The organism is uncultured Sphaerochaeta sp. (assembly GCF_963676625.2).
Taxonomy (GTDB): Bacteria; Spirochaetota; Spirochaetia; order Sphaerochaetales; family Sphaerochaetaceae; genus Sphaerochaeta.
The window spans coordinates 1,074,633-1,101,630 of sequence record NZ_CAXXYB010000004.1; the positions used below are offsets into that span (position 1 = coordinate 1,074,633).

21 protein-coding genes and 1 pseudogene are annotated in these 26,998 nt (G+C 45.5%); 11 read left to right on the forward strand and 11 right to left on the reverse strand.

Features of this window, described 5'->3' with window-relative positions; all coding sequences use genetic code 11:
• Position 1: 1 nt before the first annotated feature.
• From ACHZBG_RS07985 to ACHZBG_RS08020, 8 genes and pseudogenes are all read left to right on the forward strand, one after another.
• A complete protein-coding gene (locus tag ACHZBG_RS07985; protein ID WP_320128923.1) occupies positions 2-883 on the forward strand; it encodes a sugar ABC transporter permease in 882 nt (293 codons plus the stop codon).
• A gap of 13 nt (positions 884-896) precedes the next feature.
• Positions 897-1,739, forward strand: a complete 843-nt coding sequence (locus ACHZBG_RS07990) for a carbohydrate ABC transporter permease (protein WP_320128924.1) — start codon at positions 897-899, stop codon at positions 1,737-1,739.
• Between the two features lie 12 nt (positions 1,740-1,751).
• Complete coding sequence (locus ACHZBG_RS07995; protein WP_320128925.1) at positions 1,752-3,044, forward strand: ectonucleotide pyrophosphatase/phosphodiesterase; 1,293 nt, start codon at positions 1,752-1,754, stop codon at positions 3,042-3,044.
• Between the two features lie 25 nt (positions 3,045-3,069).
• Entirely contained in the window at positions 3,070-4,347 is a 1,278-nt protein-coding gene (locus tag ACHZBG_RS08000) for an ABC transporter substrate-binding protein (protein ID WP_320128926.1), read from the forward strand.
• A 151-nt stretch (positions 4,348-4,498) separates the two neighbouring features.
• Positions 4,499-4,825: a transposase gene (locus ACHZBG_RS08005; protein ID WP_320128927.1), complete on the forward strand. Its 327-nt coding sequence runs from the start codon at positions 4,499-4,501 to the stop codon at positions 4,823-4,825.
• Positions 4,812-6,368: an IS3 family transposase gene (locus ACHZBG_RS08010; protein WP_320128928.1), complete on the forward strand. Its 1,557-nt coding sequence runs from the start codon at positions 4,812-4,814 to the stop codon at positions 6,366-6,368. The genes ACHZBG_RS08005 and ACHZBG_RS08010 overlap by 14 nt, the downstream gene beginning before the upstream one ends.
• 24 nt (positions 6,369-6,392) lie before the next feature.
• Positions 6,393-7,342, forward strand: a pseudogene (locus ACHZBG_RS08015) (IS256 family transposase); the annotation flags it as partial.
• Between the two features lie 116 nt (positions 7,343-7,458).
• Complete coding sequence (locus ACHZBG_RS08020; protein WP_320128929.1) at positions 7,459-7,647, forward strand: hypothetical protein; 189 nt, start codon at positions 7,459-7,461, stop codon at positions 7,645-7,647.
• Between the two features lie 114 nt (positions 7,648-7,761).
• On the opposite strand, the gene ACHZBG_RS08025 is transcribed toward ACHZBG_RS08020, so the two are convergent.
• The 8 genes from ACHZBG_RS08025 to ACHZBG_RS08060 form a co-directional block, all read right to left on the reverse strand.
• Positions 7,762-8,454 carry a DUF2271 domain-containing protein gene (locus ACHZBG_RS08025; RefSeq protein ID WP_320128930.1) on the reverse strand — a complete coding sequence of 231 codons (693 nt, stop codon included), beginning with the start codon at positions 8,452-8,454 and terminating at the stop codon, positions 7,762-7,764.
• A gap of 280 nt (positions 8,455-8,734) precedes the next feature.
• Positions 8,735-10,420 carry an asparagine synthase B gene (gene asnB / locus ACHZBG_RS08030; RefSeq protein WP_320128931.1) on the reverse strand — a complete coding sequence of 562 codons (1,686 nt, stop codon included), beginning with the start codon at positions 10,418-10,420 and terminating at the stop codon, positions 8,735-8,737.
• A gap of 81 nt (positions 10,421-10,501) precedes the next feature.
• Positions 10,502-11,698, reverse strand: a complete 1,197-nt coding sequence (locus tag ACHZBG_RS08035; RefSeq protein ID WP_320128932.1) for an aspartate aminotransferase family protein — start codon at positions 11,696-11,698, stop codon at positions 10,502-10,504.
• Positions 11,695-12,579 (reverse strand): acetylglutamate kinase, encoded by an 885-nt coding sequence (gene argB / locus ACHZBG_RS08040; protein WP_320128933.1) that lies wholly within the window; start codon positions 12,577-12,579, stop codon positions 11,695-11,697. The genes ACHZBG_RS08035 and argB overlap by 4 nt, the downstream gene beginning before the upstream one ends.
• A gap of 2 nt (positions 12,580-12,581) precedes the next feature.
• Entirely contained in the window at positions 12,582-13,808 is a 1,227-nt protein-coding gene (argJ, locus tag ACHZBG_RS08045) for a bifunctional ornithine acetyltransferase/N-acetylglutamate synthase (RefSeq protein WP_320128934.1), read from the reverse strand.
• Between the two features lie 13 nt (positions 13,809-13,821).
• Positions 13,822-14,862, reverse strand: a complete 1,041-nt coding sequence (gene argC / locus ACHZBG_RS08050; RefSeq protein WP_320128935.1) for an N-acetyl-gamma-glutamyl-phosphate reductase — start codon at positions 14,860-14,862, stop codon at positions 13,822-13,824.
• 95 nt (positions 14,863-14,957) lie between these two features.
• Positions 14,958-15,650 carry a GNAT family N-acetyltransferase gene (locus ACHZBG_RS08055; protein WP_320128936.1) on the reverse strand — a complete coding sequence of 231 codons (693 nt, stop codon included), beginning with the start codon at positions 15,648-15,650 and terminating at the stop codon, positions 14,958-14,960.
• Between the two features lie 30 nt (positions 15,651-15,680).
• Positions 15,681-16,328: a cytidylate kinase-like family protein gene (locus ACHZBG_RS08060; protein WP_320128937.1), complete on the reverse strand. Its 648-nt coding sequence runs from the start codon at positions 16,326-16,328 to the stop codon at positions 15,681-15,683.
• A 219-nt stretch (positions 16,329-16,547) separates the two neighbouring features.
• Here ACHZBG_RS08060 and ACHZBG_RS08065 point away from each other — a divergent pair, with 219 nt between their 5' ends.
• Positions 16,548-18,512, forward strand: a complete 1,965-nt coding sequence (locus ACHZBG_RS08065) for a bifunctional UDP-sugar hydrolase/5'-nucleotidase (RefSeq protein ID WP_320128938.1) — start codon at positions 16,548-16,550, stop codon at positions 18,510-18,512.
• 173 nt (positions 18,513-18,685) lie between these two features.
• On the opposite strand, the gene ACHZBG_RS08070 is transcribed toward ACHZBG_RS08065, so the two are convergent.
• From ACHZBG_RS08070 to ACHZBG_RS08080, 3 genes are all read right to left on the reverse strand, one after another.
• Positions 18,686-20,698 carry an HD domain-containing phosphohydrolase gene (locus ACHZBG_RS08070; RefSeq protein WP_320128939.1) on the reverse strand — a complete coding sequence of 671 codons (2,013 nt, stop codon included), beginning with the start codon at positions 20,696-20,698 and terminating at the stop codon, positions 18,686-18,688.
• A 74-nt stretch (positions 20,699-20,772) separates the two neighbouring features.
• The gene (locus tag ACHZBG_RS08075; RefSeq protein WP_320128940.1) at positions 20,773-21,687 is read right to left on the reverse strand and encodes a diguanylate cyclase; all 915 of its coding nucleotides are present in this window, start codon (positions 21,685-21,687) and stop codon (positions 20,773-20,775) included.
• Between the two features lie 199 nt (positions 21,688-21,886).
• Entirely contained in the window at positions 21,887-23,977 is a 2,091-nt protein-coding gene (locus ACHZBG_RS08080; protein ID WP_320128941.1) for a glutamine synthetase III, read from the reverse strand.
• A gap of 399 nt (positions 23,978-24,376) precedes the next feature.
• On the opposite strand from ACHZBG_RS08080, the gene ACHZBG_RS08085 reads away from it, so the two are divergent.
• Entirely contained in the window at positions 24,377-25,480 is a 1,104-nt protein-coding gene (locus ACHZBG_RS08085) for a glutamine amidotransferase family protein (RefSeq protein WP_320128942.1), read from the forward strand.
• A 12-nt stretch (positions 25,481-25,492) separates the two neighbouring features.
• Entirely contained in the window at positions 25,493-26,998 is a 1,506-nt protein-coding gene (locus ACHZBG_RS08090) for a glutamate synthase-related protein (protein ID WP_320128943.1), read from the forward strand.

The window sequence follows — 26,998 nt, forward strand, 5'->3', positions numbered from 1 at the left end:
AATGAAGAAACAAAATCGTGAAAAACTTACAGGTTACTTAACCGCCATGCCAGCTATTACTTTCTTGCTCGTTTTTACTGTATATCCTGTTTTCTATTTAATATATGCTTCATTCTTCAATGGGAGCCTCATCCAAACTAAAAGAAAATTCATCGGACTTGGAAACTATATATATCTGTTTAAATCTGAAGATTTTCAAATTGTATTACGAAATACCATTATATATACCATTTTGTTGGTAATGATTGTTATTGTGCTCGCAATTCTTGTTGCCGTCTGGCTCAATGGGAAAAAACACTCTCGTCTAAACAACTTTGTACAGAGCATTACTTTCATGCCCCATATCATCTCTCTGGTTTCTGTTTCCCTTGTTTTCCTGTGGTTGATGGATGCCGATAGCGGACTATTGAATATGATGTTCAACATACTTGGTCTGAATCCTTATCCATTTCTCACGAGTCCTCAAACAGCATTGTTTTCATTGGTCATTGTGATGATATGGAAAAGCCTTGGATATTATACATTACTCATAATGGCTGCCTTACAAACTATCCCAAGTAATATTTATGAAGCGGCAGCTGTCGATGATATTTCCCCTATCAGAGTCTTTTTTAAAATCACATTGCCAATGATTTCACCAACAATTCTGCTTACAACTGTAGTTGCAACCATAAATTCGTTCAAGGTGTTCGATACCATCAACATCATGACTCAGGGAGGTCCTATAAATTCAAGTAACACATTAGTTTATTATATTTATCAATATGCCTTTAAATATTCCAAGATTGGACAGGCAAGTGCTGCAGGTGTAATTCTTCTTATTCTCGTTTCAGTACTCACTATCATTCAGTTCGGTGTCAGTAAAAATAAAGTACAATATTAAGGCCAGGAATAATATGAAATATAAAACTCCCAAAACAGTCTTTTCTATTTTAAATATCATAAATAGTATCATTAAATTATTTCTGGTGTTTATAATGGCTTTTCCATTCTTCTGGATGATATCAACAGCTTTTAAGACAGTTAAAGAAGCCATTGCATTTCCTCCAACACTTTTTCCTCATACGTTGGAATGGGGAAATTTTTCCCACGTCATACAAACTGTACCCATTTTTATATACACAAGAAATTCAATCATTGTGGCTTTAATGGTATTATTACTTCAATATCTTATTATTGTACCTGCAGCTTATAGCTTGGCTAGATATGAGTACAAGGGGAAAAAGATAGTATTTGCAATCGTTCTTATGGGAATGATGATTCCCCAACAAATCACTTTTGTGCCTGTATACATGATGTTCAGCAAAGCACATATGTTGAATAGCTATTGGCCATTGACTTTACCTTTTGTGGCCAACTCTTTTGGAATTTTTATGCTACGACAATACTTCATGCAAATTCCGGGAGAAGTGATTGAAGCAGCAAAATTAGATAATGCCTCAAGCATTAAAATAATGTATAAGATCATGATACCTATGGCACGCCCGGCATTATTAACCATAGGATTGCTTTCCTTCATCTCCAATTGGAATAGTTATTTTTGGCCTTTGATTATGACCACAAATGAAGCTTCTCGTACACTTCCTGTAGGTATAGCAACATTGAAAAGTCAGGAAACAGTTCAGATGTGGAACTATATTATGGCAGGAAATGTATTATTAGTTATACCAATCATCATTGTATATATCTTTGCAAATAAGCGTATCCGCAATTCATTTGTATACTCGGGAATTAAATAAGGAGGCTTCGTTATGGAAAAAAGAAGGTTATTCGTATTATCAATAGATGCATTATTCGATGAAGATTTGGGTTTTATCCAAAAAGCTTGCCCGAATCTTAATGAAATCCTGAAAAGATCTTCCAAAACACAGGGAATGATTAGTACTTATCCGGCAATGACCTATGTAGCTCATTCTTCAATTATTACAGGTTGTTATCCCAACGAACATGGAATTGCTCATAATGAACATATAGAAGTGGGAAAAGCTCACCCTAGATGGAATTGGTATCGAAAAGATTTAAAAAGAGATTCTATTTTTGATGCAGCACATAAGGCAAATTATTCAACTTGTGCAATAAATTGGCCCGTTACCGGTGCTGACCCAAACATAGATTATAATATTCCGGAAATATGGTCAGATTTGCCATCAGGATGCGGAAGGGAAAGATTCCTTAGTATTTGTTCACCCGGTGCTGAGAAACTCTATGATAAATATTGCAATATACTAAGATGGAAGAATCAACCTGAATTGGATATTTTTGGAATTTGCTGTCTTCTTGATATAATCAAAGAACATCAACCTGAGGTGATATTTCTTCATCTTTCTCAATTGGATCATTCTAGACATTCTACAGGACCTTATTCAGATACTAATAAACGAAGTCTTGAAGAAATTGATTTTCGTTTTGGGAAGATAGCCAACGAACTTAAAAAGCTCGAACTTTATGATAAGACTGATTTTATCGTACTTGGAGATCATGGGCATATAGCAGTGAGTCAAATTTTTAATCCAAATATTCTCATGATAAACGCTGGTCTTATTAAGCTTGATTCCCAAAACAATATTGTTTCTTGGGATTGCTATTGCCATTCCGCAGGACTTTCCTGCCATGTGGTTCTTTCTCATCCGGAAAATGATTTCCTTAGGGAGAGAGTTATTCAAGTTCTCGATGATATCATCGCCCATAAGGAATATGGTTGTTCAACTTATTATACAGTAACGCAACTAAAAGAGAAATTCCACTTGGAGAATGGAATTGATTTTTCCATCGAGAGTGAAGATGGAACGTCATTTGGAAACAGTTGTTTTGGTAAACTAATAGATAGTCCTGATAACACTGATTACAAGTTTTCAATTTCTGGACATGGACATGATCCTAGCAGAGGACCAATGCCAGCATTTTATGCAGCGGGACCGCATATAAAAGAAGGTTTGACACTGCCAAAAGCGAGACTTATTGATGAAGCCCCAACTTTTGCAATGTTATTGAATATTAATATGCCAAAGGTGCAAGGCAATACCCTAAGACAGTTAATAAAATAGTTTTATTCAATCAATGGAGGTTGAAATGAAAAGAAGAAATGTGATTCTCTTATTTTTTGTTGTACTTCTTTCAGCATCTCTTTCTGTCTTTGCGAATGGAGCCAAGGAAGAAGAAATAACGAAAGGGCCAGTTACCATTCAATTCTGGCACAGCATGGGTAGCAAGCGTGGTGAGTTGATGCAACAGATTGTTGCTGATTTCAACGCTTCACAAAGTGATATCATTGTTGAAAGCACATATCAGGGTAGTTATTATGATATTGGTGCAAAACTTCAGGCGGCTGTCGCTTCAGGATCCGCTCCAAGCGTAGCTCAAATGGAAATTGGCCGTATCGGTATGTATGCATTAGCTGATAAATTAGTTGATCTAAAACCTTTCTTTACAGAAGACAAAGAAGATGTTAATGATCTTATAGGTGGTTTGATGAATTATTCTTACTACAATAACAAACTAATATCCCTCCCTTGTGCGAGAAGCACACCTGCTATGTATTACAATAAAGCTTTATTCAAGGCAGCTGGTCTTGATCCCTCAAAAGGACCTGAAACCTGGGATGATTTAGAAAATTATGCCGCTAAGCTAACAAAAAATGGAGTTTATGGTTTTTCCGTTCCAATTGATTCCTGGTATTACCTTTCCATGGTCATGGCCGCCGGTGGCGATATCTTCAACAAAGAGGGCAACAATATCGGATTTAACAATGTATCAGGAACTAAGCCCCTGACCTTCTGGTTGGATATGATCAAGAAGGGATACATGTTAGTTCCTGCTGGTCAGGATTACAACTCTTCGGAAGCTTGTCGTTCTGCTTTCACGGCCGGAAAAACAGCCATTATTATGCAAAGTAGCGGTTCCTATAGTGAACTTGTAAAAAACAGTCCATTCGAAGTTGGAGTATGCTTCATGCCAAAGGATGTTCGTTTTGCAGTGCCTCCAGGAGGGGCTAATCTTATCATGCTCACTGGCAACCCCACTCTTGAAGCAGCTGCCTGGACTTTCTTGAAATATATGACCAATGCGGAAAATTCTGCTCGCTGGTCAATCGGAACTGGTTACTTTCCGACAAGGTACTCTGCTATTGAAAATTCCGCATTTAAAGAATACCTGAGTTCCAACAAAGAAGCACAAACTCTCATCGACCAACTGAAATATGCCGACTACCCAAGTCCATTTCAACCTGAATATGCTGAAGTTAAAGACGTTATCATCAATAATGAAATTCAGAAGTGTATTCTCCAATCGGAATACACACCAGAAATGGCAGTTAAGAGCATGTACACTCGTACAGCCGAATTATTCTAATTTTCTTGATTCAAGGAGTAGAAATACAATATTTCTACTCCTTTCTTGATAACGTATACTGAAGTTCGCAATTTGAGAGTAGATTGAAAATGGTCATGAGAAGACCCATACTAGTAAGTAACCAAACCACACTAGGAGGGAAAAACAACTCATGACCGACTCAAATAGTACCAAAGAGCTGGAGAAAAAGCTACTGTCGTTCATCACGGAAGAGGATCCGATGCTGTGCATGTTGCAGTGGATCACCGAAAAGTTCATGGAGATCGAGGTAGCCAACAAAGTGGGAGCACAGAAAGGCAAACACAGTGCAGAGCGTACTACACACCTCAGTGGAAGTCGTGTCCGACGATTCGATACCAGGATGGGCACGATGTATCTGACCATCCCCAAATTGCTGCTTTTGATATTCTATAACTCCCCAATGGGGGTGAAGACATTTTCTTGGACTTTCGAAGGAGCAGGGAATGTATTCATATGAAGAACGAAAGAAAGCGGTATTCTTGTACATGAAGTATGGCAAAAGCATCAGTGCAGTAATACGTGAATTAGGATATCCGGACAGGAAGTCGCTTACTAAATGGTATCAGGAATTCAAAGTGTATGGAGATTTACCAAAAGCAAGCAAACAACGATATACCGAGAAGCAGAAAAATGCTGCTGTTACCTATTACAAGGAATATGGGAGAAGCCTCGCCAGGACCGTGAGGATGCTGGGCTATCCAAGTCGCGCAATCCTGGGGGAATGGGTGCATGAGTATCTTCCTGTCTCTTGCCATCCTGTGAAAAGGGGAAAGTCTGTTGTACAGTATACAGACGAGCAGAAGATAGACGCGGTAATCTCGGTTGCCTCAGGGGAGAAAACTGCAAGAGAACTGGAAACGGAGATCGGAGTGACCAGGAGTGCCGTTTCACAATGGAAGCGTCAGTTGTTCGCAAAAGGAGAGAGGGCAACGATGGGCAAGACAAAACCAGGGGAACCAGACAAGGATAAACCTGGACGAGATGCTGAACTCAGGGAAGAATGTGAGATCCTGAGAGAAGAGCGGGACAGGCTGCAAAGACAAGTTTGCCAACTCCAGATGGAAAAAGACATTCTGGAGAAAGCTGCATCCTTGCTAAAAAAAAGGAAGGGCATCGACATTGAAAACCTGTCGAACAGAGAAAAGGCCGTGTTGGTCGATGCCCTTGCCAGAAGATACCGCCTAAAGCATCTACTGGCTTCTGTACACATGGCAAAGAGCAGTTTCTTCTATCAAAGAAACGCCATGCAAAAAGATAAGTATGCCTCGGTAAGGGAACGCTTGAGGACTGTATTTGAGCAAGCCAGGAGTTGCTATGGCTATCGTCGCCTACACGTAATTCTGACAGCGGGCGGACAGGTCCTCTCCGAAAAGGTTGTCTTGCGTCTGATGCATGAGGAGCGATTGGACGCAGGCGTTTCAAAGAGGAAGAAATACAGTTCGTACATGGGCGAGATAGATGCCGGGGTCACGAATCTGCTCCAACGTGATTTCCATGCCGAGAATCCCAACGAGAAATGGCTGAGCGACATCACGGAATTCAGCATTCCCGCTGGGAAAGTATATCTCTCTCCTATCGTTGACTGCTTCGACGGCTACGTCACCTCCTGGACCCGGGGACCGAGCCCCAATGCGGAGATGGTGAACTCGATGCTGGATAAGGCCGTGGGTACATTGAAAGACGGTGAGTGCCCACTGGTACATACCGATCGGGGATGTCACTACCGTTGGCCCGGCTGGATCGAGAGAATGGATAATGCCGGATTGGTACGGTCGATGTCGAAGAAAGGCTGCTCTCCAGACAATTCGGCGTGCGAAGGTTTCTTCGGAAGACTGAAGAATGAGATGTTCTATATCCGTTCATGGTTTGAGGTATCGATTGAGGAATTCTGTACACAGCTTGATGATTATATCTGTTGGTACAATGAAGAGAGAATTAAAATGTCGTTGGGTGGCAGAAGCCCTATGGAATATCGTAGGAATCTTGGGTTAATATCGTAGAAAAGTCCAACTTTTTGTCCTCACCCCCAATTGCGCAAGGGAGGCTATGTACCCTTCTTTGTGACAGCCAAGAAGCGAAGCGAGCAGGCCTTGATGCAGATCATCCAGGAAGCCTGGGTGAGTGGCATCTCCACACGGAAGATCGAACGGCTTGCCAAGAGCATGGGAATCGAGCAGATCTCAGCATCACAGGTATCGGCGGTGAACAAGGAACTGGATGCGATGGTGGATGAGTTCAGGAATCGTCCCCTTCAGGAGGAATATCCCATTCTCTGGATTGACGCTTTGTACGAGAAGATCCGAGAGAACGGCCATGTTGAGCATATGGCTGTATTGGTAGTCAAAGGGATTACCCTTGACGGTACTGCCCAGATTCTCGCCATAGAGCCGATGCATAACGAATCTGAAGAAACGTATCGCATCCTGTTTCAGAACCTGAAAGGCCGAGGAGTCAAACGGGTCTGGTTGTGCATCAGCGATGCCCACAAGGGTCTACAGGCAGCTATCAGGAAAGAGTTCATAGGAACCGATGCAAGGTCCATTGCATGCGCAATATCCTTGCGCATGTGGGGCATCGTCATAAGGACATCTTTGCCAAGCAGCTCAAGCATATCTGGTTGCAGCCTGATGAAAGACAAGCTCGCTGCTATGCAGAATCACTGATGCAGTCCCATGAAGAACAATTTCCTGATGCAATCCGCTGTCTTGAGGAGGGGCTGGAAGATTCCCTGCAATTCTATCGGTTCGACCAGATAGACCATCGCAAGATATCTTCAAGCAACACCCTGGAACGATTGACCCGTGAGATTCGTAGACGTTCAAAGGTTGTCGGTATCTTTCCGAACAAACTTTCTTACATCAGATTGATTACCACCTACCTCATCGAGTATGAGGAGGAGTGGCAATCGGGAAGAGCATATGTGAGTGTCCAGTCGTTGACTGAACAGAGATTGAAATTGGAAGAGGTTGCATAATATGTGTGGCTTCTCATGACTGGTAGTGTAAAATCAAGTTTGCAATTTGGAATTGAAAAAGGTCACTGGGAGTTCCATACTGTTTGATAACGACACCAACAGGAGGGACTTACCCAATGACCGAGACCAATGATAGCATGTTTTTTGCAATGAAACTACTGGAATTCGAGGATGCAGACGACCCTTTGCTGGCAATGATCCAATGGTGCACCTACCAGATGATTGAACTTGAGGTTGGGCAAAAGTACAATGGGGAAAGAGTGCATAGTTCTGGAACAACATGCCAATATTTCGTTTGTGGATAGGGTCTCCGGTAATATCCTTTGTATTTGCCACTTTGGATCTCTCTACCCTCTATACATGACAAGAGCCTCCCTATGGATTATTCCAAAGGAAGGCTCTATTGCATACCCAAAGATTTACTTTGAGGGAATATAGGAGATTTTCAGGGAAGAAAACAAAGTAAGGGCCGTATCCAGGCCGTCGAGCCCTTCTTTGACGTTCCCATTGGAACCATCAATCGATCCCGTTCCATAGGGTTTGAATACTGATTCAAAGGGAACATCCCCTATGGTTATGACAGCTTTATACACAACAGAAGGTTGCCCGACTACACCTACCTTGCTTTCGGGGTAGGCCTCATTCCAGTCATAGCTACGATTTGTTTCCAATTTTACCACATAGGTGCCATTTGGCAATTTCTGGGATAAATTCGAGTCGCTGAGGGTTTCCCCCTTGGAGGTGGCCGCGGAAACAGCTTCGGCCTTCTGGTCTTTCACATGGTTCCAAACAGGCAAGGCCTCGGGACGCCCATTTTTGGGAGCAGAACGCCAATTTTCTTTCTCGCCTTTGGCTGTTACATATATTGTCTCAAGATAATCCCCATTTGGGTTTTCCAGCCAGACTGCAACCTGGGGATATACCGTGTAGGCAAAAATAAACCAACCCTGCTTTGCCTCGTAGCTTTTCCCTGGAGTCAATTCCAGGACAAACCTAGTGCCATCAGAAGCATTGGTCATTGAAACCTCAGGATCTTCGGTACCCTTGCAATATCCACCCACCAAAACCACACAAATTATGAGAACCACAAGAACCAATGATTTCTTTTTCATTGAGATAATCCTTTTCCAGTTGAGATGAAGCAATCTTTCAGTTTGAAACTCGTAATTTTACCTTGTATACAGTGAACATCAATACGTACCAGAATCCTGGTAAAAGGAATTTCTTTCTTGAAGCTTACTGTAATCAGCATTGGCTTCGATGTCTACAAGGACTGCTACGTTCGCTATTCCTGTTCGTTTGCACTTTCAGTCAGGTAAAATAGTGAAGCCCCCCTCGGATTCTTCCAAGGTGGGCTTCAAGTAGGTAGCTACGTAAATCAAACGAACACTGTTATTTATTATAGGCTTCGTCATGAACTCCGAAGATTGCCCTTCCGCTGGGCTCGTTCATCTTCTTGAAAGATTCATCCCATTCCAAGGCAATCGCAGTAGAACAGGCAACCGACGCTTCGTGGGGCACGCATTTTGCAGCACTTTCGCTGGGAAAATGACTGGCGAACAACGAACGATAGTAATACTCTTCCTTGGTGGAAGGAGTATTGATGGCAAACCGCTTGGAAGCAGAAGCAAACTGCTCATCCGTCACTGCCTCGTTGGTCATCTTCTTTAAAGTATCGATCCAGCTATAGCCAACACCATCACTGAACTGCTCTTTCTGTCTCCAGGTAATTTCCGGTGGAAGATAGTCCTTGAACGCTTCACGAACAATCCATTTCTCGATACGAGGTTTGCCATTTTCCTGAATCGGGGACATTTTTGCCACAGGATTGAGATTCATGGCAATATCCATGAATTCCTTGTCCAGGAACGGAACACGACCTTCGACCCCCCAGGCGGCGAGAGCCTTGTTAGCCCTCAGGCAGTCATAGAGATGAAGCTTACTCAGCTTACGGACAGTCTCCTCGTGGAATTCCCTGGCATTCGGAGCCTTATGGAAATAGAGGTAGCCACCGAAAAGTTCATCACTTCCTTCACCGGAAAGGACCATCTTGATACCCATCGATTTGATTACCCGTGAAAGCAAGTACATCGGGGTAGCAGCTCTGATGGTCGTGATATCATATGTCTCCAAATGGTAGACGACATCATCAAGGGCATCGAGAGCTTCCTGGATGGTAAAGTGCACTTCATGGTGAACCGTGCCAATGAAGTCCGCCGCAACTCTTGCGGCCTTGAGGTCAGGAGATCCTTCCAACCCAATGGCAAAGGAGTGCAAACGAGGCCACCAAGCGGCTTCCTTGTCTCCACTTTCGATACGTTTCTGGGCATACAAGGCAGTAACTGCCGCGATGACTGAACTATCGAGGCCACCGGAAAGCAACACCCCATAAGGGACATCACTCATCAGCTGACGCTTTACTGCCGCTTCCAGACCATTCCTGACAGCTTCCACGCTCGCATCATTGTCCTTGACGTTATCGTAATTTTCCCAGGAACGGGAATACCATTTGGTAACGGCCTTATCAGGACTGTAGAAATACTGCCCGGGGAAAAATTCCTCGATGGTAGTACAGGTTCCCTCGAGAGCTTTCAGCTCACTGGCAACATAATAACGACCTTCCCCATCCCAGCCCTGGTACAAGGGAATGATACCCATGTGGTCCCTGGCTATGAGGTAGACGTCCTTTTTGACATCATATAGGGCAAAGGCAAAGATTCCATTGAGTTCCTCAAGGAAATCAGGACCCTTATCCTGGTAGAGAGCCAAGATGACCTCACAGTCACTCTGGGTCAGAAATTCATATTTGCCTTCATACTGCTTGCGGATTTCCTGATGATTGTAGATTTCGCCATTGACCGCGAGGACCAAATTCCTGTCTTTGCTGTAAAGCGGTTGTCCTCCACTGAGAGGATCGACAATTGCCAACCTTTCGTGGCTGATAATCGCATCCTTTCCGGTATAGACTCCGGACCAATCCGGACCCCTATGACGAATTTTCCGTGACATATCCAGTACCAGAGCCCTTAAGGGAGCACTGTCACCTTTGATGTCAAACATACCTACGAATCCACACATACTCAGTACCTCCAGATACAAAAAAGGCGTTCCTCACCTGTTGCTCGGAACACCTTTGTTCTTGGGAGGATATTACTTGCTTCAGGCTAAAGTTGCAAGACTTGAATCGACTATTGCAATCGCTTTATCGATGTCAACCTTCCCAACGGTCAAGGGAGGAACAAACCTAAGCACATCATATCCGGCTGCCAAAACCAATAGGCCCCGCTCAAAACACGCATCGACTACCTTACGTGGAGGAACAGTCAATACCAATCCATTCATCAAACCCTTGCCACGGGCAACCGTGCAGAGCGAGGGATATTTGCTAACCAGCTCATCCAGTTTTCCCCGCAGGTATATTCCCATTTCCTCGACATGGGCACAAAGGTCGGTATCCTTCAACCGGGAAAGCATCTCACAGGCACCAGCCATGGCCAGTGCATTTCCACCAAAGGTGGAAGCATGATCGCCAGGGGTGAAAACGTTATTGGCCTTTCCCTTGGTCACTGTTGCCCCTGCAGGGACCCCTCCGGCCAAGGCCTTGGCCAGGGTGAGGATATCGGGTTGCACGCCATAGGTCTGGAAGGCAAAGGGTTTGCCACTGCGGCCCATGCCACATTGCACTTCATCAAAGATGAGAAGCATATCCTTCTCGTCGCAAAGAGCGCGCAATCCTTCCAAAAAGGTTTTCTCGGCAGGAATGATCCCGCCTTCTCCCTGAATGGGTTCCACCAGAATGGCACAGGTGGCATCGGTCACCGTTGCCTTGACGCTTTCCAGATCATTGAAAAGTGCATAGGAAAAACCTGTGGGAAGCGGATCAAAATTTGCATGGTATTTATCCTGGCCGGTGGCAGTAATCGCTCCATAGGTCCTTCCATGGAAGGAGTGCACCATTGTCACGATATCCGTGCGAATCGGCGAGGAACGATGCCCGAACTTTCTGGCCAGCTTCAAGGCTGCCTCATTGGCCTCTGCCCCGCTGTTACAAAAAAAGACCCGATCCATACCGGCAAGCTCGGTCAGGGCCTTGGCTGCCTTGATCGCGTATTCGTTGTAATAAAGGTTTGAACAGTGCAAAAGCCCACTATCGAGAACCTTCTTGAGAGCCAGGGAAAGACCGGCATCACCATAGCCAAGTGCATTTACGGCAATACCACCGACAAAATCGAGATATTGCTTACCCTCCACATCGGTCAGATAACAACCCTTTCCTGTTGCAAACACAACGGGAACTTGGCTATAGGTATCAAGCAAATAGTGCTTGCCCTGAGTAATCAATTCTTGTTCGTTCATCTATTTTCCTCCGCTGTAACCATGGTTCCGATACCTTTGTTGGTAAAAATTTCCAACAAGATCGCATGAGGCATCCTGCCATCGAGTACGTGTACGCTCTGCACACCCTTTTCCAGGGCATCGAGACAACACTGGACCTTGGGAATCATTCCCCCGTTTATCGTGCCATCCGCAATAAAATCAAGAGCCTGGTTTCCTGTCAAGAAACGCAGAATGGAAGAAGGATCATTCTTGTCCTTGAGAATGCCTTCCACATCCGTCAGGAAAATCAACTTCTGGGCTGAAAGAGCCCCGGCTACGGCACTGGCAGCATAATCAGCATTGATGTTATAGGTCTGGGAAAGATCATCGACCCCAACAGGGGACAATACGGGGACAAACCCATTGTTCAGCAATGTTTTGAGCAGGGTGGTGTCAACCTTGTCAATCTTTCCGACAAAGCCCAGATCCCGGCCTTTCTCGTCGAGTTTTTTTGAGGCGAGGAGCGTACGCCCGTCCTTGCCACTTATCCCGACGGAGGGAATTCCGATTGCCTGCAAGTCCTCGACCAGATCCTTGCCAATGGAGCCTGAAAGTACCATTTCGGCAATCTTGGCAGTCTCCTTGTCGGTGACTCTCAAGCCATCGAGAAAAACCGTCTCCTTACCCATTCTTGCTAACATACCGGTTATCTCTTTGCCACCACCATGCACTACCACGGGATTGAGGCCAATATATTTCAACATGGCGATGTCCTGGACAACCGATTTCCTGAGCTTCTCATCGACCATTGCCGATCCACCGTATTTGACAACCACGATATTCCCGGCAAATTTCCGGATAAAGGGAATGGCCTCGACCAAAACTTCGGCCTTGAGGATTTCCTGTTCCAAATTCTTCATCATCAACTCCTGTAATCCCCGTTTATCCGTACATATTCGTACGAAAGGTCGCAACCCCAAGCAGTACCTGCTCCAGGACCATCACCGACAGAAACCTCTACCTGGACTTCTTTTTCCAAGAGAATCTCCTTGGCCTTGTGTTCATCAAAGACAATCGGCTGGCCCTGGCTGACAACCTCAAGGCTTCCCTTGACTGAAGAAAAAGAGAGCGTAACACAAGCTGGGTCGAAGGCAGCGCCACTATAACCCATTGCACAGAGTATACGTCCCCAGTTCGCATCGCTACCGAAAAAGGCCGTCTTTACCAGATTGCTTCCCACCACGGAACGGGCCAGAATCTGGGCAGTCTTCTTGTCGGAGGCTCCACCTACATGCACTTCAATGAATTTCCCGGCACCTTCCCCATCGCGGACAATTGCCTTGGCAAGATAGGTATGGACATATTCAAACGCTTGCTTGAAAGCATCCCAGCAAGAGCTATCTGGGGTAAGGGTCCCACACTGGCTCATACCATTGGCAAGCACCAGGACCGTATCGTTGGTAGAAGTATCGCCATCAACGCTGATCATATTGTAGCTATCGATCACCGTCGTTCCCAACAGCTTCTGCAAAACTTCTTTTTCTATGACTGCATCAGTAGTAATAAAACTGAGCATGGTAGCCATATTAGGATGAATCATTCCTGAACCTTTGGCCATACCACCGATATGGACCATCGTACCATCAAGTTCGACCTCTACGGCAATTTCTTTACTGAAGGTATCGGTAGTACAGATAGCCTCGGCGGCGAGGGAACCTGCTTCCCTGCTTCCCCCTAGATTTTTTGCACAAAGATCAATGCCTTTTCCCAAGATTTCCATGGGAAGAGGAACCCCGATGACTCCTGTTGAGCAAACAAAAACCTGATTTGCCTGTACTTCTTGCCCAAAAGCCTTGGCGGCTAGGGTGGCCATGGCGGAGGCATCCTCCAGTCCCTGGTTTCCCGTACAGGCATTGGCATTTCCACTATTTATGACAATGCCCCTGACTGATGCAGAATCTTTCACCAAGGCCTGGTCCCAAAGCACAGGTGCCGCCTTTACCAAGTTGGTGGTAAAGGCTCCCGCAAAGGAACAATCCTTCTGGGAAAGAACCAAAGCCATATCCTTTTTTCGTTTCTTGATGCCACAGGCAATCCCGTTGGCCAAGAATCCTTTTGCTGCGGTTATTCCGCCTTCTATTGTTTTCATTTGGACTACGCTCCTATAGAGGGTTCACGCAACAAGTGTCCAGACCAGTCTGTTCACCAAGGTTGCATCGTATATTCATATTCTGTACGGCTTGGCCGGCAGCACCTTTTACCAGGTTATCAATGGCACCTACTGCAATAACGCGGTTGGTACGGTGATCGAATACCCATCCGATGGCACAAGTATTGGTCTCCTTTACAAAGCGGGTCTCAGGAAGGGAAGAACCCATCAAACGGATGAACGGTTCGGTACCGTACCATTTTTGGTAAGCCTCCGTTATTTGTATTTCAGTTATTCCTTTCTTGAGATTTCCATAACAAGTAGAGAGAATGCCACGATTCATGGGAGCCAAATGCGGGGTGAATTGGACCAAAAGCTTTTCCTTTGCAAGCAAGGAGAGCTCTTGTTCAATCTCGGGGGTATGGCGATGGGTGACAACTCCATACGCCTTGTAGGATTCATTGCACTCACAAAACAAGGAGGCTGTTTTCTCGGCTCTGCCTGCTCCCGTCACTCCACTTGCACTGTCTATGATAATGGAGGATCTGTCGATCAAATCCTCGGCTACCAAGGGGGCCAAGGTAAGGATGGAACACGTGGTGTAACATCCTGGATTGGCGATCAAGGAAGCAGTCTCGATCTGTTTGCGATTGAGTTCGCTCAGACCATAGACAGCCTTGCCCAAAAGAGCCGGGCTTCCATGACTGGCCTTATACCAGGTTTCATAGGTATCGACATCGTGAAGTCGATAATCCGCCCCAAGGTCAATGACCACACATCTTGAAAGGATTTCCTCGGTGACCAGGCTACTGGCCATGGGACTGGGGAGTGCAAGGAAAAGCACAGAACAGCAAAGACTGGCTTTCTGGATATCCTCTTCCTCCAGGACAAGATCACACAAACCTTGCATCGAAGGATATACTGTCGAAAATTTCTTGCCTGCATAGGAATGCGAGGCTATATAAGAGATCGTTACCTCTTTATGCTTGGAGAGCAAATATACTAAATTTGCTCCTGCATATCCGGTAGCTCCAATGATTCCAACCTTAACCATACCAACCTCCAAGAACGTTAGTGGTATAATTATACAAAAAAAAGAAAGAATGACTAGCTTTTATGTATAATATTTCACAAATTAATGCATAAATATTAAAAAAACCAAGTTATTTCACTTTGAGCAAGGGTAAAACCCAGTTTTTCATGCAAAGCCAAGGAGGCTGTATTGCCTTTTATTATATGGCAATAGGGAATCTTTCCTTGTCCCAGCAAGCGATTGCAATAATGACGTTCCAAAGCAAGAGCCAATCCTCTTCTCCTGAACTCAGGAAAAATTACCAACATTCCCAGCGAGCCCTCTTCATGGAGGCCCATGAAACCGGCAAGTACTCCTTCGCAGTAAATACCTTCAAGAACACCGGAAACGATTCTCTCATGGATATAGGCAGGAGACTCCCTCTGATAATGTTCTTGGACCAAAGGCTCCTCAGCAAGGGTAAGTGGCTTGAATTGTTGATCAGGCTCCAAGGGGAAGAGGTCTTTTTTCAAATAAGCAGCCTGGCAACATACAATATCTGGATGGAAGCGTGCAGCCTCCAAGAAAGGAACCGAGAATCTCTGATGGCTGCAAACAGGGGAATCATCATGTACAATCTGCGCGACAAAGCGTTCGGTTGCAGTTTCCTCAAAGACAGAAAGCAGCCAGGCTCCTTCCCTTGAAACTTTCAGGAGAACCCCAAAATCATCTGCCTGCACCACATCTGCACGACCTTGCCGCAAAACCTCCAACATATCAATATGTTCAAGGATTCCTTGTTTCGCAAGGATTTCCATTACCTCATTCATGTGGCAACCATACTGCAAAAGCCAGAAATTTTACAATGAATCAAATGTAGTTTTTACCTGTCTCTGGAGAATTTGATCAATCTCGATCTCAGAAACCTTGTAGGTTGCACCATATCGGGGATTCCCCATAAGGGTTGTGTAGGAAGAACTGATCCAATCGACTGCTTGCCTTGGGGTAACCACCCCGGTATCAAGTACCAGATCAAAATCTTGGGCATCGTTCAGGTCAAGGTGCAGATCGTGCTCCAAAAACGATTTTCTCACCTTGTCATTGACAGTGACATGGAGTTCTGCATCTTCCTTGCTCATTCCATGTTCCTTCATCTGTCTTTGGACTCGAAGGCCAAAGGGAGCCTTGACCCGTACATTCAGCACATCTGCATAATCATGAAAGATTCCGAAGCCTCCCCTTCCTACAATGACTACATCATCCCGTTGGGCAATTGCACGCATCGTCTGGAAAAGAAAATCCACCGTATTGGCCCGTTGTGCATCAAAGCTCTCCCAGAAGTTGGGCTTATTATCATAGACTTCATCGAACTGGCTGAAACCATATTCGCGCATGATACGACCGATGAACAGCTTGTCGACATACACCAAACCAAGTTTCTTTGCCACTTCCTTGCCAATATAGGCACCTGAACTACCCATTTCCCTGGAAATTGTGATAACGCCCATGTCCGCCTCCCTCGTAGGTTTGTAAAAAGGATGACCGATGCATCCTCCCCACAATTTCATTGTAGGCATCACAAAACTGAGAAGTCAAGGAACCACCTCTTTAAAGAGGGTCTATTACTAAAACATACTTATCTGGCAGGATTCTCATACTTGGTTAATGTCTATGAAGTGATATTCAAGTGAACTATTTTTCGAAAATCACAGAAAGGGGCGTACCATATGCGATTCACTAAACACCTTGGTTTGACACTCTTGATATGCAGTATTTTTCTTTTCAGCCTTGCAGCTGAAGGAATAAAGGAACAAGGAAGCACCGGTGCAACAGCCCAAGGGATAACCATCAGTGAAGGAATTCACAATCCAAACGGAGCCTTCAGCAACGTGTTTATAGTACGAAAAACTCCAGGGATCAGCAACATTCCCGAAAAACTGACAAACACCCCATTCCTTCGCCCTTCGGTCAAGCTGACTGTGTTTCATATCAACGATCTGCATGGGCATATCACGGACCAGAACAAAACCAAAGGAGATACCCACAGGGTTTCCCAGATGGTTTCCCTTATCACCAAAGAGCGGTCTAATGAAAAGACAAATGAAGTGGTGCTCTTCGTATCCGCAGGAGATGAACACACGGGAACTCCGTTCGATGAACTTTCAGGTTGGTCTACACAGGAATACAAGAAAGACCCTGCCTATGAAGTTTTAGGAAAAGCAGGGCTGGATGTTTCGGTTATAGGAAACCATGAGGTCGACAGGGACTATGATATGGCTGCCTATGCCATAGAAAAAGATGCCTCCTTCCCTGTTGTCAGCGCAAATATCGCAAAATCAGCATTCCTGAATAATAAAACGATTTCTCCGGCAATCATTGGCATAGCCAATGGACTGAGAATAGGTATTATAGGACTGACTACCCCAGACGAGACCAAAGAACATACCGCAAAAGATCCCCAGGCCGAAATAACAGCCCCACTACAGGCTTTGGACTATTACATTCCCAAAATGGAAAATTATGTAGATGTTTTCATCCTTTTGGATCATCTTGGCAACGAAGCTGATACCCGCCACCATGTTTCTGTCGGAGATCAGGCAGTAGCAAAAAGAGCAGCCGAACTGAGTTCAAAACCAATTTTGGTCATCGGGGGTCATACTCATTCCGAATTGAACAAAGACGGCCTTGACAATAAAAACGTAATTGACGGCGTACTGGTTGCCCAAGCTGGTTCCTACGGTCAATATCTTGGAAAAATCCAAATCCAGCTCGAACAAAAACTTGGAATCTATACAGAGGCAGCAAAAGAGGCCCAGTTGATTCCCATAAAAACGAGAGACGACCGAATCAAACCAGGAAGTACTGCCTTCAATTCGATGGAACATGATTCTGATTATGATATTGCTTTCGAACGTGCGGTAGTCAACCCAATTCTTTCGCTTGTCTCCGAAAAAATGGAACAACCACTGGCAAAGGTATCAAACGACCCCTCATTCTCCACTGAACAGGTACTTGCACAACGTTACCTTGGGGAGTGTGGAATGGCGAATTATATGAATGACTTGATTGTTACCCAAAGCAAGAATTTTCCGGGAGGTGTGGTCGATTTTGCAGCATTCAATGCCTCAGGGTTGGCAAAGGGAGTGAATTCTCTTTCGGAGGTTACCTATGGTGCTTGGTTCTCCGTAATGCCCTATGCCGACAATATTGTAGTCTTTGAATTGACGGGAAGAGAAATACAGGAATTGTTGCAAAGCAATGCCAAACGCTTGGTAAGACCTGAAGAATTGATAGGCCCAGGAAAAGCAAACCTCGAAGATTTCATTTCACGGGGCTTCCTCCACTTCTCCGAGGGAATCCGGTACACCATCTACTTGGGAAGCGAAGCCTCCAAGGCAACAGCAAAGCAGATTACCCTCAAGGGACTCCCGATTGACGAAGTCCTGGACAAGACTTACAGAGTGGCTTTCAGCAGCTATATTGCCAGCGGTTTCGAAGGGTGGAAAGGAAATACTATCGGATCAGGACTGGATGAATCCATAAAGGGCTGGGACCTCGCAAGGTTTGACAAGCTAGATACCGGCCTTGTATATCGAAACGAAATCATCTCTGCTATCAGGGAAAAGGGAACCATCGGGCCAAAGGATCCCACAAGGACCTTGCTTGATGGTCGTGTGGCAGTCAAGCCATAAATAATACTATTCCAGAAGGTTTCTGTATGCATCTTGTCCACCTGTCAGTCAATTCTCACCATCAGAAACAACCATATAGGTTGCATTGGCAAGAAGCAAGAGAGAGAAATTATGCGTAGGCTGACAATAAAATCAAGTAAGTTTTGCCAGCAATACCTACCTTTTTCAATAGGTCAGACCAAGCCCTCCCAATCAAGTTGCAAGAACTGTTCAATGAAAACCCTGGTAAGATCAGGGTCAAACTGGGTACCGGCATTCCTCTTGAGTTCCAGGGCGGCTTCTTCTTGCGAGACCTTCTTGCGGTAGGTCCGGTCTCCCGTCATTGCATCAAAGGAATCGGCAATCGCGATGATCCTAGCCTGAAGGGGAATGGCATACCCCTTCAATGCCATCGGATAACCTTTCCCATCGAATCGTTCATGATGCGAAAGTACCGAAGTGGCCAACCCGGCCATATCCTCCACTGAAACAAGAATTCTGTAGCCAATCTCAGAATGTCGTTTTATCTCAGTCCATTCCTCCGGAGTCAGCTTCCCTTCCTTGTTCAATATTGCCTCGTTGATTGCAATTTTGCCAATATCATGCAATAAGCCCAATAGCTTCATCTCATTGATCTGACGTTCATCCATGTTCAAGACACGTGCCAGACCTGCACAAAGCGTCGAAACTCTCCTGGAATGGAGTTCCTCACGTTTATTTTTTTCATGCAAAGTATTGATAATTGCATATACGGCACGTCCCCGTATGTGTGGAGTTTCTATGATTTTCCTGCTTCCAAGGTCATGCTCCGCTTTCTTGATTCCCTCATTTATATCTGCATTGAAAGAATTCAGTTCACATACTCCAAACGTAATGGAAGGATGTACGGAGGACATGACAAGAATTCTCGCTACCTGCTCCTGAATCGAAAGAAGCATCTGTTCTGCCTGTACCGCGGAAGTCCGGGGAAAGAGCAAAGCAATTTCATCACCCCCTACCCGTGCGGCGTAATCACCTTCACGCAGGAAAGTTTTGATAATTTCGGCAATCCGTTGAAGCAAGAGGTTACCCTCTTCCCGCCCAAAGGCCTCGTTGACAATCCGCAACCCATTGACATCGCCAAAAACCACGGAGAACGGTAGTTGGGAGGTCGAGCAAAGGTCGCGGATAAAATCCTCAAAGTGTGCCCGGTTATGGAGACCTGTCAGTTTGTCGTGGGTGCTTGCATACAGAATTCGTTGCTCTTGGGTTTTCCTGCTGGAAATATCCGTGGTCATGCAAAGGACATTCCGTTCCTTATTTCTTCCAAGCTCTATCACAGAGAGGGCAAGATCGACCCAGACAAGTTGACCATCACTGCGGACAAATCGTTTTTCGAGCGAAAAGGGTCCATTGGAACCCTCCTTGATCTCCTGATTCAATTTCTCGGAAATACCAAGGTCTTCAGCATACGTAATATCCTTCCATTCCAAGTCCAGAAGCTTCTCTCTCCTGATTCCCAGGATATCGAGATACTGTTGGTTTACATCGATGATCTTTCCTGTATCAAAAGAAGTCAGGGACATCCCAATGGGAGCTTGCTCAAACATGGTCTTGAACCTAAGCTCACTATCTTCAAGGTTCCTGATAATGTTCAGCCGATGGATTTGGTTGAATACCAGCAAACAAAGCAAATAGGTTCCTATCGGATAAAAGACAAGAATGGGGACTATCATTTTTCCTAAAACCAGGGAACGAGACGGTTCAGGCAAAAAGAACATGCAAAGCAACATTCCGACATGATTTATTACCCCTACCAAAAGATATTCCCACCCAAAGGACTGGAACTGGGAACAAGCATGCTTGAATCGAAGGGAATGCCAGAGAATTCCGGTGAAGGCAGAAAAGGCAATGACTGCCAAACCAACGTACATACCCGATCCACCCTGAAAAATGCGAAAGATAGCCATCATCAAAGAGGCCAGCAAGGTCGGGAGAAAACCAAAGGTCATACCAGAGACACAAATAAGAATGGAGCGGGAATCAAAGGTGAGCCCGGAGTCAAACACATAAGGATTTGTCATGACCAGAATTCCCACCAGGCCAATGCAAAAACCAATGAGAAGCTTATGGTTTTGCAGCGTGCCATAGTTCTTGAAGGGATAGGTTGCAAAAAAGACACTCAAGGAAAGCAATAGTGCCATATTATAGACAACATTGATAATCATGAATCCTCCGTTTCCAAAAAATGGCCGGACAAGGAGTAACCCAAACCAGAAATAAACACCATTTTTCCCGTAACCTATTGCAAGAAAACCACTTTATTCCTACCTGTTTCCTTGGCTTGGTACAAAGCTTTGTCAGCCCTTCCAATAAGTTTGGAAATATCAGTATCATACATCGTAATTTCTGAAACCCCTATGCAAACATGAACATATATTCTCTTATTCTCATACAGGAATTGATGATTTTGCACGGCAAGACGTAAAGCCTCGCATTTTTGCAAAATCTGATCTGTACGCAAACCAACCACAGAAATTACGAATTCATCACCTCCAAAACGGGCAAGGGTATGGGAAAGATCAAAAATTTCCTTGGCAATCAGGGCAAAATCCTTCAACACCTGATCACCTGCCAGATGTCCGAAATTATCATTGATAAATTTGAAATGGTCGATATCACACAAAAGAACATGAACCGGCACCTGATTGATCAAGAAACACTGGAGCTCCTCGGTGACGCGCTCAAGAAAGAATCTCCTGTTTGCAATCGCAGTAAGCGGATCGAGATACGAAAGCTCATTCAGGCGCTGGTGAAGCATTTTTCGTTCCGAGATATTAATAAGCAGAACGGAAACGGCACGATGACCTTTATACGGTTTTTTCATCGGATACATCCGCGCTTCAAACCACTGCAAACCGCCGGGCCCGTTCTGCTCAGGAATATCTACCCTATCGGTTTGAAGCTGGTACTCAAAACAGTTGAGGGTAGTTCCCTGAAGGGTCTGGGTAACCTTACCCATGAAAAAACTGACAAATTCAGGGTCAAGGAAATCGTGGATATTCCGATTTTTCAAGGAGCTGGCATCATCATACAGGGTTCTTTCAGTTCCCCCAAGAACCTCAAGATAGATACCATCTTCGGAGACGACAAGAAAAGGATCAGGAATCATATTGAAAAGAGATATGGATAACTCTGACAGGTCATCTTCTTTCATAGCATTCCTCCTCCTGTCTCGAACATACCAAAGACTTGCAGTAAATACCATAAGCATACCATTCTTTCTCTCAAAAAGGGCGAAAGAAATTCATATTCCAAAAAATGCACAAACCAAGCAAAAGACGTGAATGAGGCCTCCTTGTCAAAGGGAGGCCTCAAAGGAAGAAAAAAGGAGGTTGCAATACAGATAAGGGAATTTATACGGAAAAGAGCAATTGCTCATAGGTTGGCAAGGGCCAATCCTGATCCGATACCAACAATTCCATCTCATCACAGATAGCACGGGCCGTAGCCATTGGAGGAATTATCTGTGCATGATAGAATCTGGCACTTTCCGTTGTATTACCAATCATTTTCGCCTCTATGACCAGTTTCTCAAGTCCCTCGGTCTCCTTGGCAAGACTATCGGAAAGATCGCTCAAGCGAGTAATCAAGCCAGTCTCGTAGGAAAGGGCAAGAGCCGGTGTCACAAGATGCTTGCTATTGGCACTCGAGGCAAGAGAGCCAGTAAATTTACTGACAGCAGGTAAAATCTGTCTTCTGATCATATCCACCATGGTCAAGGCCTCGATATTGATGGTCTTGGCATAGTTTTCCATGACAATGTCATACCTGCTGTGAATCTCGGAACTCGAGAAGATATTGAACTTCTTGAAAACATCAATATTCTTCTTTGCAATGAAGGTTGGCAATGCATCGACGGTGGATTTAAGGTTGAGCAAGCCTCTTCGAGTTGCTTCCTCAAGCCATTCGTCACTGTAGTTGTTGCCATTGAATACAATCCTGCGATGCTGTTGGTAGGTCTCTTTTACGAGTTTGGCCAAGGCAACGGAGAAATCCTTCGCACCTTCAAGCTGCTCGGCAAAAAGTTGGAGCCTGTCGGCAATGATGGTATTGAGAATGATGTTCGGGCCAGAGACACTGAATGAAGAACCAAGCATACGGAACTCGAACTTGTTACCGGTGAAGGCAAACGGGCTGGTACGGTTTCTATCGGTAGTGTCCTTGATGAAATGAGGAAGAACATGTACGCCAAGAAGCATTGATTCAGGTGCTTTGTTAGCCGAAACGGTTCCATTTGCAATGGAATCGAGAATTCCTGTCAGCTCATCACCGAGGAACATCGAGACTATGGCAGGAGGAGCTTCGTTGGCACCAAGGCGATGATCATTTCCGGCACTTGCAACAGAAACTCTCAACAGATCCTGATAATCATCGACTGCAGCGATGACGGCAACAAGGAACAACAAGAATTGTTCATTATCCTTGGGACTGTCACCAGGCTCAAGCAAGTTGATTCCCGTATCGGTGGAGATCGACCAGTTGTTGTGCTTGCCGGATCCATTGACCCCTGCAAACGGTTTTTCGTGCAACAGGCAAACAAGTCCATGACGGTCGGCAACCTTTCTCATCAACTCCATGGTCAATTGGTTATGGTCGGTGGCAATATTGCTGGAAGTAAAGATAGGGGCAAGCTCATGTTGGCTCGGCGCAACTTCGTTGTGCTCTGTCTTGGCAAGGATTCCCAGTTTCCACAATTCAACATCCAGGTCTTGCATATAGGCAGCTACCCTAGGCTTGAGGCTTCCGAAATAGTGGTCTTCCAGTTCCTGGCCCTTGGGAGGACGTGCACCAAGCAAAGTTCTTCCGGTGTTGATCAAATCCTTGCGCTTGAGATAAAGAGCCTTGTCCAACAAGAAATATTCCTGCTCGGGACCTACTGTGGTTATTACTCTCTTGATCTCAGACTTTCCGAATAGGTGGAGGATACGCACTGCCTGTTCACTGATGGCTTCCATGGAACGAAGCAACGGAGTCTTCTTGTCCAGGACTTCACCACTATAGGAACAGAAAGCTGTGGGGATGCACAGGGTCTTTTCCTTGATAAAAGCATAGCTGCTTGGATCCCAGGCAGTATACCCTCTTGCCTCAAAGGTTGCCCGAAGGCCACCAGAGGGGAACGAGGAAGCATCAGGCTCACCCTTGATCAATTCCTTTCCGGAGAATTCCATGAGGGCACAGCCATCCTTGGTGGGGGTAATGAAGCTTTCATGCTTCTCTGCCGTAATCCCGGTCATTGGCTGGAACCAATGGGTGTAGTGGGTAACTCCGTTGTCCAGAGCCCATTCCTTCATCGCATGCGCAACAACGTTGGCAATGTTGATATCAAGGTCTTTTCCTTCCCTGACAGTTTCCTTAAGAGCTTTATATGTCTCCTTGGGAAGACATTCATGCATTTTCTTGTCATTGAATACCATAGAACCGAAATAATCCGCTACTGTTTCCATTCCCTTTTCCTCCATAACATTCATTAATAATGGGGTATCTGGCTACACCCTTCGTCAGTCTGAACACCCGTAGGCCGCGACAGAAAGGAGAGCCACCCAACCCCTCCCCGATTTAGTTTTTTTAATCGGGAAAACAGAAAAAGCGCTGTAGTCTCTCTATACAACGAGACTACAGCGCCTTTGCTGATGGTCTTTTCTACAGCAAATAAGCCTTGCTTGTCAACGAATTAGTCCATTTTTTTTGTAAATTTATTTTTTTGTCACCCCCGTGACAAAATTCTCCTTCTTCGTTATGATGTTTCCAATTAACTCTGGACAAAGACGTCCATCAAAAAAGGCTTGTCAGCACAAGTCTCATTTGATGGGCGTCTTTTTCATTTTTTTGAGGGAGAACAACCTATGGACGAGTATCACCAACGATTACCCCTTGAGGGAGATGAACGGTATCCGAGCGGATGTGCCATCAGCGGTATTATCAGCAAGAAAGGAAAGCGATTTTCCGGTAGAGACGCAATTACGTCAATTAGCATCATGCACGACCGTTCGAATGGACTGGGTGGAGGATTTGCTGGCTATGGGATTTATCCCGAGTACAAAGACTTTTATGCCTTCCATATCTTCTATTATAGTAATGAAGCAAAAAAAGCTTGCGAAGACTACCTGGAAGAGCACTTTGATCTGATCAACCTTTCAAAAATCCCGACTGAAAAACATACCAGAATCACGGATGAACCATTGATCTGGAGATATTTTGTCACCCCCTTGCCGACAAAATTGGCAAATAGTCAGTTGGATGAAAAAGAATATACGGCACGTTGTGTCATTTCCATCAATGCAGAGATAAAAGGTGCCTACGTTTTTTCTTCCGGGAAAAACATGGGAGTCTTCAAGGCCGTAGGCTATCCCGAGGATGTCGGTGAATTCTATCGCCTGGATGACTACAAAGGGTATTCCTGGACCGTCCATGGTCGGTACCCTACCAATACTCCCGGCTGGTGGGGAGGCGCCCATCCGTTTGCCTTGCTCGATTACTCGATTGTGCACAACGGCGAAATTTCCTCCTACGATGCCAACCGTCGTTTCATAGAGATGTTCGGTTATCATTGCACGCTCCAGACCGATACGGAAGTCATTACGTATATGATAGATTACCTGAACCGAAAACAGGGCTTAACCCTGGAAGAAGTTGCCCACGTAATCGCTGCTCCCTTCTGGACGACCATCGAGCGCAAGAGCGAGGAAGAGAAGGCTGAGTATACCTACCTGCGAAATACGTTTGCAAGCATGCTTATCACAGGGCCTTTCTCGATTATCCTCGGATTCAACGGCGGCTTGATGGCTCTCAATGACCGTTTGAAACTACGATCTTTGGTAGCGGCGGAAAAAGACGACATGGTCTATCTGGCAAGTGAAGAAGCGGCCATCAGAATTATCGAACCCAATCCGACACGGGTCTGGCATCCAAGCGGCGGACAACCGGTAATCATTACCCTCGACAAGTAAAAGGAAAGTCTTATGGCAATCAATTATTTATATCCCGACTTTGAAGTACATAGAGATATCCAAAAGTGCATAACCTGCCGGGTTTGTGAAAGGCAGTGTGCAAATGAAGTTCATAGTTATGACAAGGAAACCAACAAAATGGTCGCTGACGATACAAAATGCGTCAACTGCCACCGTTGTGTATCCCTTTGTCCCACCCATGCCTTGAAAATCGTCAAGACCGATCATTGTTTCAAGGAAAACGCCAACTGGAAGGGCGAGGTAATCCAGAACATCTACCGGCAGGCAGAAAGTGGCGGGGTACTGCTCGCCTCCATGGGAACTCCCAAGGATTATCCTGTCTACTGGGACAAGATGCTTATCAACGCCTCACAGGTAACCAACCCCTCCATCGACCCGCTTCGCGAACCCATGGAGACAAAAACCTTCCTGGGACAAAAGACCTCAAAGGTCAGACGAGATGAGAACGGAAAACTCATAACAGAGACTCCTCCCCAACTCGCCTTGAACATACCTATCATGTTCAGTGCAATGTCGTATGGATCGATCAGCTACAACGCCCACAAGAGCCTTGCCCTGGCCGCCCAGAAACTCGGTATTTTTTACAATACCGGTGAAGGCGGTTTGCATGAGGATTTCTATAGATATGGTCCGAACACCATCGTACAGGTAGCCTCCGGCAGATTTGGGGTACATCCCGATTACCTGAGAACTGGTGCTGCCATCGAAATCAAGATGGGTCAGGGAGCAAAACCCGGTATCGGGGGACACCTTCCGGGGTCCAAGATCGGGGAAGATATCTCCAAGACCCGAATGATTCCCGAGCATGCCGATGCGATAAGCCCTGCCCCTCACCATGACATCTATTCCATCGAGGATTTGCGCCAGCTCGTCTACGCCCTCAAGGAAGCGACCGAATACAAGAAACCTATCATCGTAAAGGTAGCGGCTGTGCACAATATCTCGGCCATCGCCTCTGGAATAGCACGAAGCGGAGCTGACATCATTGCCATCGACGGCTTCCGTGGAGGCACGGGGGCAGCCCCCGCCATGATCAGGGACAATGTCGGCATCCCGATTGAACTTGCCCTTGCCAGTGTCGATACCCGCCTCAGGCAGGAAGGGATTCGCAACAATGTGAGTCTGGTTGTCGGAGGATCCATCCGAAGCAGTGCCGATGTCATCAAGGCAATCGCACTCGGAGCCGATGCAATATATGTCGCAACCAGTGCCTTGCTTGCCTTGGGTTGCCATCTTTGTAGGACTTGTCAGTTGGGAAAATGCAACTGGGGTATCGCAACGCAACGACCGGAGTTGGTAAAACGCCTCAATCCTGAAATCGGATCCGAACGGTTGGTAAACCTCATTACCGCCTGGAATCATGAGATCAAGGAAATGATGGGCGGAATGGGTATCAACTCCATCGAGGCTCTGAGGGGAAACCGTCTCATGCTCAGGGGTATCGGGCTTACCGAAACCGAATTGGAGATCCTCGGAATCAAGCATGCTGGACAATAG

What these genes read in the sequence shown, in the direction of transcription:
- argJ (WP_320128934.1), bottom strand. Translation starts at nt 13,808, where the DNA reads ATGAAAACAATAGAAGGCGGAATAACCGCAGCAAAAGGATTCTTGGCC.
- ACHZBG_RS08065 (WP_320128938.1), top strand. Translation starts at nt 16,548, where the DNA reads ATGCGATTCACTAAACACCTTGGTTTGACACTCTTGATATGCAGTATT.
- ACHZBG_RS07990 (WP_320128924.1), top strand. Translation starts at nt 897, where the DNA reads ATGAAATATAAAACTCCCAAAACAGTCTTTTCTATTTTAAATATCATA.
- ACHZBG_RS08085 (WP_320128942.1), top strand. Translation starts at nt 24,377, where the DNA reads ATGGACGAGTATCACCAACGATTACCCCTTGAGGGAGATGAACGGTAT.
- ACHZBG_RS08060 (WP_320128937.1), bottom strand. Translation starts at nt 16,328, where the DNA reads ATGGGCGTTATCACAATTTCCAGGGAAATGGGTAGTTCAGGTGCCTAT.
- ACHZBG_RS08070 (WP_320128939.1), bottom strand. Translation starts at nt 20,698, where the DNA reads ATGATTATCAATGTTGTCTATAATATGGCACTATTGCTTTCCTTGAGT.
- ACHZBG_RS08090 (WP_320128943.1), top strand. Translation starts at nt 25,493, where the DNA reads ATGGCAATCAATTATTTATATCCCGACTTTGAAGTACATAGAGATATC.
- ACHZBG_RS08035 (WP_320128932.1), bottom strand. Translation starts at nt 11,698, where the DNA reads ATGAACGAACAAGAATTGATTACTCAGGGCAAGCACTATTTGCTTGAT.
- ACHZBG_RS08005 (WP_320128927.1), top strand. Translation starts at nt 4,499, where the DNA reads ATGACCGACTCAAATAGTACCAAAGAGCTGGAGAAAAAGCTACTGTCG.
- ACHZBG_RS08075 (WP_320128940.1), bottom strand. Translation starts at nt 21,687, where the DNA reads ATGAAAGAAGATGACCTGTCAGAGTTATCCATATCTCTTTTCAATATG.
- ACHZBG_RS08010 (WP_320128928.1), top strand. Translation starts at nt 4,812, where the DNA reads ATGTATTCATATGAAGAACGAAAGAAAGCGGTATTCTTGTACATGAAG.
- ACHZBG_RS07995 (WP_320128925.1), top strand. Translation starts at nt 1,752, where the DNA reads ATGGAAAAAAGAAGGTTATTCGTATTATCAATAGATGCATTATTCGAT.
- argC (WP_320128935.1), bottom strand. Translation starts at nt 14,862, where the DNA reads ATGGTTAAGGTTGGAATCATTGGAGCTACCGGATATGCAGGAGCAAAT.
- argB (WP_320128933.1), bottom strand. Translation starts at nt 12,579, where the DNA reads ATGAAGAATTTGGAACAGGAAATCCTCAAGGCCGAAGTTTTGGTCGAG.
- ACHZBG_RS07985 (WP_320128923.1), top strand. Translation starts at nt 2, where the DNA reads ATGAAGAAACAAAATCGTGAAAAACTTACAGGTTACTTAACCGCCATG.
- ACHZBG_RS08055 (WP_320128936.1), bottom strand. Translation starts at nt 15,650, where the DNA reads ATGAATGAGGTAATGGAAATCCTTGCGAAACAAGGAATCCTTGAACAT.
- ACHZBG_RS08020 (WP_320128929.1), top strand. Translation starts at nt 7,459, where the DNA reads ATGACCGAGACCAATGATAGCATGTTTTTTGCAATGAAACTACTGGAA.
- ACHZBG_RS08080 (WP_320128941.1), bottom strand. Translation starts at nt 23,977, where the DNA reads ATGGAAACAGTAGCGGATTATTTCGGTTCTATGGTATTCAATGACAAG.
- asnB (WP_320128931.1), bottom strand. Translation starts at nt 10,420, where the DNA reads ATGTGTGGATTCGTAGGTATGTTTGACATCAAAGGTGACAGTGCTCCC.
- ACHZBG_RS08000 (WP_320128926.1), top strand. Translation starts at nt 3,070, where the DNA reads ATGAAAAGAAGAAATGTGATTCTCTTATTTTTTGTTGTACTTCTTTCA.
- ACHZBG_RS08025 (WP_320128930.1), bottom strand. Translation starts at nt 8,454, where the DNA reads ATGAAAAAGAAATCATTGGTTCTTGTGGTTCTCATAATTTGTGTGGTT.